11 protein-coding genes are annotated in these 13779 nt (G+C 37.9%); all 11 read right to left on the bottom strand.

Going from position 1 to position 13779, the window contains the following annotated elements; genetic code table 11:
* Positions 1-179: 179 nt before the first annotated feature.
* The 11 genes from gndA to galF all read right to left on the bottom strand — a co-directional run bounded on the left by gndA (position 180) and on the right by galF (position 13756).
* Entirely contained in the window at positions 180-1586 is a 1407-nt protein-coding gene (gndA, locus tag AABJ99_RS09135) for an NADP-dependent phosphogluconate dehydrogenase (protein WP_039020667.1), read from the bottom strand.
* A 163-nt stretch (positions 1587-1749) separates the two neighbouring features.
* Entirely contained in the window at positions 1750-3120 is a 1371-nt protein-coding gene (cpsG, locus tag AABJ99_RS09130) for a colanic acid biosynthesis phosphomannomutase CpsG (RefSeq protein WP_338387540.1), read from the bottom strand.
* Positions 3121-3202: 82 nt separating this feature from the next.
* Positions 3203-4642, bottom strand: coding sequence for a mannose-1-phosphate guanyltransferase (gene cpsB / locus AABJ99_RS09125; protein WP_001063573.1), 1440 nt, complete (start codon positions 4640-4642; stop codon positions 3203-3205).
* On the bottom strand, positions 4632-5837 hold the full coding sequence (locus AABJ99_RS09120) for a glycosyltransferase family 4 protein (protein ID WP_039021567.1): 1206 nt from the start codon (positions 5835-5837) through the stop codon (positions 4632-4634). Before AABJ99_RS09120 ends, cpsB begins: the two co-directional genes overlap by 11 nt.
* Positions 5838-5857: 20 nt before the next feature.
* Complete coding sequence (galE, locus tag AABJ99_RS09115; RefSeq protein WP_039021566.1) at positions 5858-6865, bottom strand: UDP-glucose 4-epimerase GalE; 1008 nt, start codon at positions 6863-6865, stop codon at positions 5858-5860.
* 16 nt (positions 6866-6881) lie between these two features.
* Entirely contained in the window at positions 6882-8027 is a 1146-nt protein-coding gene (locus tag AABJ99_RS09110) for a glycosyltransferase (protein ID WP_039021565.1), read from the bottom strand.
* Positions 8014-9045, bottom strand: a complete 1032-nt coding sequence (locus AABJ99_RS09105; protein ID WP_039021564.1) for a glycosyltransferase family 4 protein — start codon at positions 9043-9045, stop codon at positions 8014-8016. The genes AABJ99_RS09110 and AABJ99_RS09105 overlap by 14 nt, the downstream gene beginning before the upstream one ends.
* On the bottom strand, positions 9042-9902 hold the full coding sequence (locus AABJ99_RS09100; RefSeq protein ID WP_039021563.1) for a glycosyltransferase family 2 protein: 861 nt from the start codon (positions 9900-9902) through the stop codon (positions 9042-9044). Before AABJ99_RS09100 ends, AABJ99_RS09105 begins: the two co-directional genes overlap by 4 nt.
* 4 nt (positions 9903-9906) lie before the next feature.
* Positions 9907-11250, bottom strand: coding sequence for an O6 family O-antigen polymerase (gene wzy / locus AABJ99_RS09095; protein ID WP_039021562.1), 1344 nt, complete (start codon positions 11248-11250; stop codon positions 9907-9909).
* Positions 11250-12506, bottom strand: a complete 1257-nt coding sequence (wzx, locus tag AABJ99_RS09090) for an O6 family O-antigen flippase (protein ID WP_039021561.1) — start codon at positions 12504-12506, stop codon at positions 11250-11252. The genes wzy and wzx overlap by 1 nt, the downstream gene beginning before the upstream one ends.
* Before the next feature lie 356 nt (positions 12507-12862).
* Complete coding sequence (gene galF, locus AABJ99_RS09085) at positions 12863-13756, bottom strand: UTP--glucose-1-phosphate uridylyltransferase GalF (protein WP_039021560.1); 894 nt, start codon at positions 13754-13756, stop codon at positions 12863-12865.
* Positions 13757-13779 lie beyond the last annotated feature (23 nt).

Below are 13779 nucleotides of genomic sequence, written 5' to 3'. Positions count from 1 at the left end.
TAACGCTACGTTGTTCGATGGTCAACGCAACGAAAAACAATTCAGATTTTCTTTATAAGAATAGCTGATATTTATTAAGTTAATATTAAGCAGTAAAATTTAGTCTATAAGATAATTGGCAAAAAAAAAGCCCGGTGCAATATACGCCGGGCCTCAATTTTATTGTTGGTTAAATCAGATTAATCCAGCCATTCAGTATGGAACACACCTTCTTTATCAATGCGCTTATAAGTATGTGCACCGAAATAGTCACGCTGTGCCTGGATCAGGTTCGCAGGCAGAACAGCGGCACGGTAGCTATCGTAATAGGCAACCGCAGCGGCGAAGGTCGGAACTGGGATACCGTTCTGTACTGCATAAGCAACGACATCACGCAGCGCCTGCTGGTAGTCATCGGCAATTTGCTTGAAGTACGGAGCCAGCAGCAGGTTAGCGATCTGCGGATATTCGGCATAAGCATCGGTGATTTTCTGCAGGAACTGCGCACGGATGATGCAGCCAGCACGGAAAATTTTCGCGATTTCGCCGTAGTTCAGATCCCAGTTGTACTCTTCAGACGCCGCACGCAGCTGAGAGAAGCCCTGAGCGTAAGAAACGATTTTGCCCAGATACAGAGCACGACGAACTTTTTCGATGAACTCAGCTTTGTCGCCAGCTGGCTGCGCTTGCGGGCCAGAGAGAACTTTAGATGCGGCAACACGCTGCTCTTTCAGAGAAGAGATATAACGTGCAAACACAGACTCGGTAATCAGCGACAGCGGTTCTCCGAGATCAAGCGCGCTCTGGCTGGTCCATTTACCGGTACCTTTGTTAGCCGCTTCATCCAGGATCACATCAACCAGGTAGTTACCGTCTTCATCTTTTTTGGTGAAGATGTCTTTGGTGATGTCGATCAGGTAGCTACTCAGTTCACCGTTATTCCACTCGGTAAAGGTCTGTGCCAGTTCTTCGTTAGAGAGATTCAGACCGCCTTTCAGGAGAGAATAGGCTTCTGCAATCAGCTGCATATCACCATATTCAATACCGTTGTGAACCATCTTCACATAGTGACCTGCGCCATCGGCACCTATATAGGTCACGCATGGCTCACCGTCTTCAGCCACTGCGGCGATTTTGGTCAGGATCGGTGCAACCAGTTCATAGGCTTCTTTCTGGCCACCAGGCATAATGGAAGGCCCTTTCAGCGCACCTTCTTCACCACCAGAAACACCGGTACCGATAAAGTTAAAGCCTTCGGCAGAAAGCTCACGGTTACGACGAATGGTGTCCTGGAAGAAGGTGTTACCACCATCGATGATGATGTCGCCTTTATCGAGATATGGTTTGAGGGAATCAATAGCAGCATCCGTGCCTGCACCTGCTTTCACCATTAACAGGATGCGACGAGGCGTTTCCAGAGATTCAACAAACTCTTTCACCGTATAGTAAGGAACCAGTTTCTTGCCTGGATTTTCGGCAATCACTTCTTCCGTCTTTTCACGGGAACGGTTGAAAATAGAGACGGTATAACCACGGCTTTCGATGTTGAGCGCAAGGTTGCGCCCCATCACTGCCATACCGACGACGCCGATCTGTTGCTTTGACATTGTTTACTCCTGTCAGGGGGTGGTCACCGCGAAGTGTGCGGCTTAAATGTGGTATAGATGTTAACTCACTCATAGAGATACTGAATAGCATTACCTTGGCTATACCACACCGGATATCTCATCTTTTCCGTTTTTTAAAACCCATTTATATGAAATTACTGAATTACTTGTTCAGTAACTCAAGGATAAGTTTTGTCTTTTCTTCCATCAGCGGTACATCACCGCGCGATTCCACATTCAGGCGTACCACCGGTTCGGTGTTGGAGGAGCGCAGATTAAAGCGCCAGTCAGCAAAGGTCATGCTGATGCCATCGGTGCGATCCACCGCCAACGCCTCGCGGCTAAAATGCTGTTCGACGCGATTAATCGCCTCAACGGGTTGCGCCAGTTTGCTGTTGATCTCACCGCTTGCCGGGAATGCCGCCATGCGGTTGCGCACCAGTTCGCCCAGCGTTTTCCCTTTCATGCACACCAGTTCGGCGACCAGCAGCCACGGGATCATGCCGCTGTCGCAGTAAGCGAAATCACGGAAGTAATGGTGGGCGCTCATTTCGCCACCGTAGATGGCGTCTTCCTTGCGCATACGTTCTTTAATAAAGGCGTGTCCGGTTTTCGAAATCACCGGGGTGCCGCCTGCGGCAGTCACTACATCAACGGTGTTCCAGGAGAGACGCGGATCGTGGATGATCTTCGCGCCGGGATTTTTTTCGAGGAATGCTTCTGCCAGCAGGCCGACAATGTAGTAGCCCTCGATAAACTGTCCTTTTTCATCAAACAGGAAACAGCGGTCAAAATCGCCATCAAAAGCAATACCCATATCCGCGCCGTGTTTAATGACCGCATTGCGGGTATCGTCGCGGCATTCCGGCAGCAATGGATTAGGAATACCGTTGGGGAAATTGCCGTCCGGCGTGTTGTGTACTTTGATCAATTCCACGGGTGCGCCGAGGGCTTTAAAGCGGGCTTCGATGGCGTCCACCACCGGACCCGCCGCACCGTTCCCGGAGTTGATCACCAGCTTGAGCGGCGTAAGGTTTTTGACGTTGATATAACCGAACAGATGACCAACGTAAGCGTCGCGCAGGTTGATTTGCTGATAGCGACCGCGTTTGGTTTCATCGACGGGAGGAAAGTCGTTGGCTTCAGCCAGACGCTGGACGTCGCGCAGTCCGGTATCACCGCTGATCGGGCGAGCCCTTTCGCGCACCAGCTTCATGCCGTTATAATCCATCGGGTTATGGCTGGCGGTAACTTCGATGCCGCCATCCACACCGAGATGGAACGTGGCGAAATAGATCTCTTCAGTGCCGGACATGCCAATATCCAGCACGTCAACGCCCGCGTCCTGTAACCCCTTCGCCAGCGCCAGTTTTAAGGTTTCGCTGGTGAGACGGACATCACCGCCTAAAACAATGGTTTTCGGTTTGAGAAATTCGCCATAGGCGCGACCAATGCGCCAGGCAATATCTTCATTCAGTTCTTCGCCTAATTTCCCGCGAATATCATAGGCTTTAAAGCAGGTTAAACTCGACATGATATACCTTAAACAAATAATACTTATTACAGATTAACTAAAAATATTAGCGTTCTTCTACTAACGTTACATTATCAAAAATTTAGCTACGACCATATCGGTCCTGAAAACGGATAACATCGTCTTCTTCTAAATAAGATCCAGAACGAACTTCAATTAAATCAAGAGGAATTTTCCCTGGATTTTCCAAGCAGTGTATTACACCAAGAGGTATGTAAACAGATTCATTTTCGCTAAGAATCTTAGTTTCAGAACCTATAGTCACCTTTGCAGTTCCAGAAACTATGATCCAATGTTCTGCCCTATGATGGTGCATTTGTAAAGAAAGTCCTTCGCCAGGATTTACTGTTATACGTTTGACCTGATAACGCTCCCCTGTGTCAATGGAATCATATTTACCCCAAGGACGATATACTTCGCGATGAACATAATGCTCGCTACGACCTGAATTTTTAATTTGTTCGACTATTTTCTTTACATCCTGAACTTTATTTCTCTCTGAGACAAGAACGGCATCCTTTGTTTGGACAACAACTAAATTTTCCACTCCCACTGTAGCAACAATTCCCGATTCGGCATATATGAAAGAATTCTTTGTTTCATGAGAGAAAATATCCCCAACTATTACGTTGCCGTCTGAGTCTTTATCATTAATTTCCCAAAGAGAAGACCATGAACCGACATCACTCCAGCCAGCATCCATTGGAATAACAATTGCGTCTTTTGTTTTTTCCATCACAGCGTAATCAATTGACTCTTCAGGACACTTAGAGAAAGAACTTTCATCTAAACGCACAAAATCAAGGTCAAAGTTCGCTGAAGCAATTGCTTTTTCACAAGCGGATAAAATATCAGGCCGAAATTGTTTAAGTTCCTCTATATAACGATTTGCACTAAACAAAAACATACCGCTATTCCAATAATACTCACCGGAAGCAAGATATTTAGTGGCTGTCTCATGATTTGGCTTTTCAACAAATGATGACACTATAAATGCATCCGAATCTTCCTGATTAATATATTGTCCTCGATGTATATAACCATAACCAGTTTCTGCTTTGTCTGGAATTATACCAAATGTTACCAATTTCCCATCAGCAGCGTATGGAATTGCCGATCTAACAGCGTTACAAAATTTTTCTTCATCTAATATAACGTGATCTGCAGCCAGTACGAGCATAAGATCATCTGCACTTTTATCAGACTTAGACATCAGCAACGCCGCTAATGCAATTGCAGGGGCAGTGTTACGCCCAACAGGCTCAAGGATGATATTCTTTGAAGTCAATCTATCGATTTTTCTAAGCTGTTCAGCAACTATAAAGCGGTGTTGTTCATTACAAATGACATAAGGGTTGGTACAATCCAAACCATCCAGACGATTAGCCGTTGTTTGAAGCATGGTATGACTACCGTTTAGGCTAAGAAATTGTTTCGGATAGAGAATTCTTGATAGTGGCCACAACCGACTGCCTGAACCACCGGCCATAATGATAGGTGTAATAATTTTATTATTGTTCATATAATTTCTCATCTAATGTATTCATTAAATTGGCAACTTTTGATTCCCAAGAAAAATTATTTTCTACAAAACTACGGGCATTTTCAGCCACTTCAGTATAACGATTATAATCGTAAATTATTTCTCTTAGTACGTTTTTATATTGCTCTACTGTATCTGCAACAAAAATTTCGCTACCAGATTTTGCATTAATACCTTCATAACCAATGCTAGATGTAATACATGGTAAACCTAAAGCCATGTATTCAAGAATTTTATTTTGTACGCCTGCTCCAAGACGAACAGGACATATACCTATATGCCCTGTAGAAGCGGAAGAATTGATATCATCAACAGTACCTAAAGCAATTGTATTTTTAAATGAATTTAATATATTTTTATTAGTTTCTGAGATCTTACCAATCACTTTAAAAATAATATTAAACTCATCATACAAGCAAGGTAAAATATTCTTAGCAAAATTTTTTGCAGCATCCATATTTTGTAAAGAATACATATTTCCGATAAATATAAGTTCCACCGGCTTATCGATTTTTATTTCTCTTTTTATATATCTCAAGGCTGATGTATCAACCCCATTATTGACTATATGGATATTACTGCCCGGATTAGGGTAGAGATAGTCACGGTCTACGGATGAAATAAAAGTGGTCAAATCAAAAAAATTCGCCACAGAACGCTCATATGATTCTAATCTTTTTTGTTCCAGAGAATAAATAATTGCACGCAAACTTTTTTTACTTGCTAATTTTTTAACGCGACTGTAATTCAAAGATATTGCATCTGTCATATCAAGAATTTTGAACTTGTCTGTATCCTTAACATAATCAGCAACTCTTATCAGATGACAAAATACTGCATCGCATTGTTTAATTAATTTATTGTATTTATTCTTAAATGTGTCCGATTGATAATAAGCAATTTGCAACGGTTTTTGCGTAACCAAAGCTTTAAATACATTATAATATGATTTATATTTTGGTAGATAGACACGATGAATTTCTTTGAAGACCGAGTCATTTATATTTATTTCAAGTTCTAGTGGTTGATCACATAAGCTCAGAAGAATAAGATCATATTTTTTGGAAAGTTCTTTACATAACATATAGACTCTTAATCTATCCCCTCCAATGACAGGGTAGGGAAAGCGAGGTGTAAGAACCAGTATTTTTTTTCTCTGCTCTGATTGATTCATAAAACTGAAACCTTTTTTATTCAGAATCCGTCTGGATAATTTTTTTTCCAACGCCACGAGTCCAATAACATCTGTTCTAGAGTTTCTTCGGCTTTCCAGTCCAATAAAGAATTAGCTTTATCTGCATCAGCCCAACAAGACGCAACATCCCCTGCCCTTCTCTCTATAAAAGATTTATTGACCTTAATGTTTGTTAATTTTTCAAATGAAGTGATTAATTCAAGCACTGAATAACCTTTTCCTGTACCAAGATTAAAGATATTATATCCCGAATTGATACTTAAATAATTCATTGCAGCCAAATGACCTTTCGCTAAGTCAACAACATGAATAAAATCCCTTACACCTGTTCCATCATTAGTAGGGTAATCATTGCCATAAATAAATAATTTATCACGTTTACCACTTGCAACATCCAATAAATAAGGGACAAGATTATTAGGGATACCAGATGGAGCCTCACCTATTTTACCACTAGAATGAGCACCGACAGGATTAAAATATCTCAAGCAAATTATATCCAGTTTTCCCGTGGAACTAACATCCTCTAGAATTTTTTCAACAAAATATTTCGATGTGCCATATGGATTCGTAGTTCCTCCAATTTTAGCTGTTTCTGGAATTGGAATTATCTCTGGTTCACCATAGACTGTCGCAGATGAACTAAAGATAAATTTTTTAATTTTGTACTCTTCCATTACCTGTAATAAAGTAATGGTCACTCCAACATTATTTTGGTAATACTTTAAGGGTTCACTTTTAGACTCTGAAACAGATTTAAAGCCAGCAAAATGAATAACTATATCTATGGCGTGTTTCTCGAAAATAGCGGAGAGTGTCTTCCTACACCCAGCATCTCCAGTAATTGTTATAAAATCACGTCGAGTAATTTCTTTTATTTTTTCGATACACTTGTATGAAGCATTACTGAAATTGTCCAGAACGATAATCTCATGACCTGCATTCAGTAATTCAATAGCCGTATGAGATCCGATATATCCAGCACCACCAGTTACTAATATGTTCATATTATATCTCCACTAACTAATCGTCAATATTTATCATATCAAGTTCATGGCCATTAAACCGATAATGTGAATAATATTTTTGCTGATAAGACATTATTAGCTGTTTATTGATACTTTTCACCTTGAAATCTTTAGGAAATTCCTCATCCAAATGTGAGATTTTTTTAACACACTCCTTATTGTTTATAATTTCATCATAGCCGATTAAGGAATGCTCTGTCGCATAAATATATAATCCATATGATAGCGCTTCTGCAATTTTTGTTTTCATTCCACTTCCTAAAACTATAGGAGAATAAAAAATATCACAAGCAGATAATAAATATGACATTTCACTATTAGATAGATTATCGAAAAAAAATAAATTATCCAAATCAGGAAGATTCAAAGTAGTACTTTTCCTACCTGCCAAAATATAGCAATAATCATTATTCGACTTTGCTGCATTTAAAACATAGTTGGCAGCATCTATATTTGGAAAAAAATCAAAAGATGCAGTAAATACTACTTTTTTCCTATTATCATTATTCAATCGATTATACTCATTAATAAAGTTAGCTGATAATACATCAGTTGGCTTTTCTCTACTAAATATCACAGGGAGAATTAAATTTCTGCTTTTTTTTAACCCATAAAATTTATCCATTGCATTTTTATCTTGCCGGGTAATATAGCTAACTAAATCTGAATTCTTAAGCCCGATAAATTCATTGAGATAAACAATTATTTTTTCAACAAAAGTAGTTATGTTTTTATCTTTTTGCCTTATTAAATCATATTCGAAGTTATCCGTAAACAATATGATCTTTTTGTGGGGCATGAGTATTCTAAAAAGCAGACATAACAATCCAAGTCGAGAGTTGTGAAAAGCTAGAATATCTTGCTTCCGTAAAATTTTAATTATTGAGAAAATATAAGGGACATAAAATGATGGTATAAAAAAAAGCCTGGATATTATATCCTGACGTTTACCTTTAATAAATGATATATGTTGAAAAGTATTGTCTTCGAATAGTTTACCTGAAGCTTTTTTATCAATAAGTGTTAAATTAACATTCTGTTTTTGTAGAAAACTAACAAGCGTACGTAAATATACTCCTCCTCCGGTAAGTTCATTATATGAGTTAATTGAAATGAGACATAGTTTCTTATTTTTTTTCATTAAATGCCGCCGTTAAAATTTCCGCATATCTCTCTTCAGAAAAAAGCTCACGCTTGCTATAAATAGTTTGTCTCAAATGATAATATTTTTCATTATCAAGACTAATTAGTTCGTAGGCTACTTGTGCTAAATCTTCTTTATTATTAGCAATAAACACGCCAGGAAAACTTTCAGCATACAACTCTCTAATTGCACCAACGTTATAGCCTATCACAGGGCAACCACAGCATAGCGCCTCAATAGTAACCAGCTCATATCCTTCATAATAGGACGGTAAAATAAGTACTCTGGATTTCTTAAATATTTCTGGCATTTTCGCATAGGGGACAGCAATGCTGGTCAGAACATTATTTAGCGAAGCAAAATTTTGTGGGGCGGGAATACTTGAAACTAAATGGAAGGAAGTATCTGGCAGATTTTTACATATGTAATACAGATCATCTATTCCTTTTCCTTTTTCCAATCGCCCGACAAATGTCATATATTGTGCTTCATTAACATCAGTGCAATCAAATTGTTCAAGATTTATAAAATTTCGAACAACTTTAATTTTATGTGAATTAATATTGTAAAGCTCATTCCATTCACTTTTAACCTTATTTGAAACAGCCCAGATATTTTTTGAGAATGATCCAGCCAAACGCTCATAGATAGATAAAAGACCACTGCCGGACAATCGATTAGGTTTTTTTTTCATGACTGTTTGAAAATAACATTTCATATTGCCATGAGCTATTAAGATGTCATTCCTATAAAAAGGAGAACAATAGCCATGCGCAATAACTTTAAACGTCACGCCACGTAATTTTTGTAAGGTTAAATAAAGAGAAACTAATATTGGATAAAGTGCTACTTGTATTTTTTTGTTACGAATTTTGTTAGAAATTTTGAAGTATGATTTATCAAGTATAATGACTTTAACCCCCAAATTTTTAAGAATGTTACATTGTTGGGCAACAACCCTTTCCACCCCACCTTGCCCTCCTGAACCATTATACGCGGCAATATATACAATCATTTTAAAAACTTCCCGATAAACGACTTAATTTTTAGCAGAACGAATTGACACTGTCGATAAAATATAGCATGTTTTTGTCCTGAAAGAAGATTCAAATTATCATTATATTTTTTTAAAAATCTATAATTATTTATGCAACTTTCATAATGATATTTTAATCGATTAGCTGTTCTTGCCCCTCCCGTCGCTTTTCGTGGAGGTAAATTTATTAACAGAGCCTTTGAATCATATATAAATTTTTTATTTTTTATAAAAAGAGATAACATGAAATCAGTTTCCTCACGATAGCAGTTTCCCGTATAAGATATATCAAATCGATAATTCGATATTAGTTCCCTTTCAGCTAGAATAATAGACTGTGCATAAAAACATTCAATCGGATGGTCCAAATCACATGTATAACTAAAATCCAATCTATTTAGATCACTAACAAAACGCCCCTCTGTTTTATGTCGATTGATGCAATCTTCAATTGTTTTCTCGTTATTATTCATATAGAGTATTCTTGCGCCGATTACATCAGCGCCTGTCTCATATTTTGTAGCCAATAACCGAGATATAACACCGGGTAAGAGGTAAGAGTCATCATCACCAAAAAAAATATATTTCCCTTTGGCTATTTCAATCCCTCGGTTTTTAGAATACATCTGTTTTTTGTTCGTATCATTTTCTAAAATAACTAATTGAGAATATTTTTCCTTCAGTTCAGCTAATACACTATTTGTATTATCTGTTGATCCATCATTGATAACTATTACCTCTAAAGTCTCATCCTGAAAATAACTTGGTATGACCTCCTTAAGAATATGAGCCCTGTTATAACTTGGGATTATTATGCTGACATTTTTTTCTGACATTTCGTCAATCCTTTTTATACTGGATGTATAATGTTACTAAACAAGCAACAAATATACTTTTGACAAGATAGGGGAAGAAATAGAACAAAGTCTCTCTAGGTGTGAATAATATAGGTGGCAACACACTATAATAAACAAAATATATGATTGGTTTGTTTTTTGTGTATTTTTCCAATACATTTAAATTAAGTAAAAGAAAAAAGGGTATTATGAAACACCCAATAAGACCAAATGCTAAAAACGATTCTGCTAAATAACTTCCCCCAAGTCCGAACCCAAGATTATATAATTCTGGGTTTGCTGTGTATGAGGCCAAATGGCTATAGCTTATTTCCGGCAAGCTCAATTTAACATTAAATATTGACGAGCAAGTTATTATTAACTGGCTGAATAGATAGGTAACATTATACCCCCCTGACAATAGTTGTAGTTTTACTGATTGATAAATGGAAAGATATGATACTCCCATGCCGTATACAAAGTTTATAACAGGATTATTACCCTGCATTAATTGAATAAAACTCCCTCCAGTGCGCCACATTGAGATAAATTCACTAATCACAAAAATGACGCTAAAAACAAAAATCATTGTAATCAGCAAACGTAAGTTTCTTGTCTTTACTTCATTAAAATATATACATGTAACCGTTAAAAGAAACGTTATAGCTTCACTACGACTACCCTTCAAGGTGCTAAATGCAGCAATGCATATCGCAATAAAAAGAAATTTTTTATTTGTTCTGAACTGTATATGAAACGCACATATAAGGAAAAAAGAACAATAAAACAAATAAGACAGAAAATCATAACCTATTGGCGTTGTTATATTTGATTGATATATATCAACATAACTATTAGATTCTATAAAGTTAAAAAAGAATATCCCTTTCACAACCATACCTATCGAACCCAGAAAAAATAAAGTCAAAAGAAACTTTATTTTTAGCAATTGTTTCTCTGGATATGGACCATGCGGATAAATTTTTTCAGTATTTCTGCATAGAATTAGTCCCAATGTATAACCATAATACATTAATGTTATAGCATAGTTAGCCAAAATCACATCGTCATCCATATATCCTTCAATAAACCAATCGGCAATCCTGTAATCATAGTTTGCAAACAAAGATAATAAAGGTCGACAACCTAAAAACACAAAAGATGATATAACGAGAAGGCTGGCCGGAGAAGTTATTTTATTAGTGATATACGCGATATAAAAAACTGTTATCGTTGCTATAACAAGAATATATTGTGATTTATTTGGTTCATTACCAAACAGTAACACTAAAATTGTCAGCATTAAACTTAAATAGAATGTAATAGCAGGAACCGCCTTCACTTTCATTATACTCTCGCTCTCCACTTACGATGGGCAATAAAAGCTAGCATACTGAATACAAGAAACTCACCAATTAGGTTTAATAAAACCCCCCCCAGAATGTCAAAGCGTGATATTAACAGCCAAGACAAACTAACAACAATAATTCCCGCTATAACATTTATACTTCGCAGTATTTTTACATTATCTGTCGGTATAAGAAACTGTATACCAAGGACATTATTTAAAGATGAAAAAATTGTAATTACTGACGCATATAAAATAATAACAAATGAAACGTCAACTTTACCTATAAAAGTCGCCACATATTGCCCTAATCCCATATAACATAAACATGCAATTATGCTAATTGTTAAATGCACAAAAAAACTTTTTTTAATTCTATAATAAAACAGTTCATCTTGAGGTTTAATTTCTGAAACTTGTGATAACATATACTGTGATATTGGATTAATTAGACTTTGACATGCTGTTGTCATTTTTTGAACGATTGAAAAAACACCAAGACTCGTATTACCGCAAAGGTTTCCAATTAACACAGGAATTAGACCATTGTAACCAATCGTACCTATTACGCCAATAAAAACATTTCCTGCCTTCTTAAATTCCACAATGCATTCATTAGGTTTAAGATGAACAATATGGCTAATATGAATATTTGGCCATAAGTATATACAGCATATGAGTAATGTTGCATTTTGTAAAAAACTTAAGATAAAAACATTATCTCCGCCACTACAGACATAAACTAGAAGCATGATAAACAATGTTATTCTCACTATTACTTGAGAGTATGAAAGTTTTTTAAAATCACCAATCCCCTGCAAAAACCAATTGGGCGATACTATATTACCAATAGAGCATAGAAAAATTGACAAAAACCCCAAAAATGACAAGTGGACTATATTTAATCTGCACAATAAAAATACACATGTTAATGCAATTATAAAAAGCAATGATTTTAAAAGAACAACTATTGAGTAATAGCGCTGTAAATTTTGGATCTCACATTTATGTCTCGCAGCAACCACAGGTCCTGTGTAAGTAAAGCCAAAATCAATTATCAAAGCCACTATTTGATAAATAGATGTAATATAGACTAATTCCCCATATTCCCCCAACCCAATATATTTTATCAGGATAGGGATAATTACCAATGGTGCGATATAATTAAATAACTGCAATATATACAACCCTAAAAATACGTTTTTTATTTTATCTTTAAGTCTTAAATAATTATGCACACGTTGTATCCTATTCATTTAGGTGTAATTATATTATTGAAATGCGATGTTCTATAAGAATGACTTTATAATTTCAGCACGCTACCGCCCCTGGCTTTACAGCTACCAGAGCACTGCATGCATGCCTACGATGTGACGAGCGTTACCCACTCGCGCTAAACCCGAAAAATTCAAACGCTAATTGTCTTACCAATCCGCTCTGGAAACAAGGAAAATCCTGGAAAACTTTGACTAAAATCCTATTGCTAACTCGTTGTTATTCTGATTGTTTATATAAAACAACGGCAGGAATATTCGCGACAAATTACTTTCGCCACGAATCTTCACTGCCGTTATAATTTTCTTATCAACCGTTACATCCGGTCAGATTTTCATTATTCGCTTAACAACTTCTCAATGCCTTTGCGGAACTTCGCCCCTTCTTTCAGGTTGCGTAATCCATACTTCACGAACGCCTGCATATAACCCATTTTTTTACCGCAGTCGTAGCTATCACCTGTCATCAGCATGGCATCAACGGACTGTTTTTTCGCCTGTTCAGCAATGGCATCAGTCAGCTGAATACGTCCCCATGCACCAGGCTGAGTGCGTTCCAGTTCCGGCCAAATATCAGCAGAAAGCACATAACGGCCCACGGCCATGATGTCTGAGTCCAGCGTCTGCGGCTGATCCGGTTTTTCGATAAATTCAACAATGCGGCTGACTTTACCCTCACGGTCCAGCGGCTCTTTAGTCTGAATGACGGAGTATTCAGAGAGGTCACCCGGCATACGTTTTGCCAGCACCTGGCTGCGGCCCGTTTCGTTGAAGCGCGCAATCATGGCAGCAAGGTTGTAGCGCAGCGGGTCGGCGCTGGCGTCGTCAATCACAACGTCTGGCAGTACCACGACAAATGGATTGTCACCAATGGCGGGTCGTGCACATAAAATGGAATGGCCCAAACCTAAAGGTTCGCCCTGACGCACGTTCATAATGGTCACGCCCGGCGGACAGATGGACTGTACTTCCGCCAGCAGCTGACGCTTCACGCGCAGTTCAAGGAGAGATTCTAATTCATAAGAGGTATCGAAGTGGTTTTCGACCGCGTTCTTGGACGCATGAGTCACCAGGAGGATTTCTTTGATCCCTGCAGCCACAATCTCGTCAACAATGTACTGAATCATTGGCTTGTCGACGATCGGTAGCATCTCTTTGGGAATCGCCTTAGTGGCAGGCAACATATGCATCCCAAGACCCGCTACAGGAATAACTGCTTTTAAATTCGTCATTATTTCATCCACCTGTAAAATGG

Source organism: Escherichia coli, assembly GCF_036503815.1.
GTDB classification, from domain to species: domain Bacteria; phylum Pseudomonadota; class Gammaproteobacteria; order Enterobacterales; family Enterobacteriaceae; genus Escherichia; species Escherichia coli_F.
This window is presented reverse-complemented; position numbering and strand designations above follow the sequence as displayed.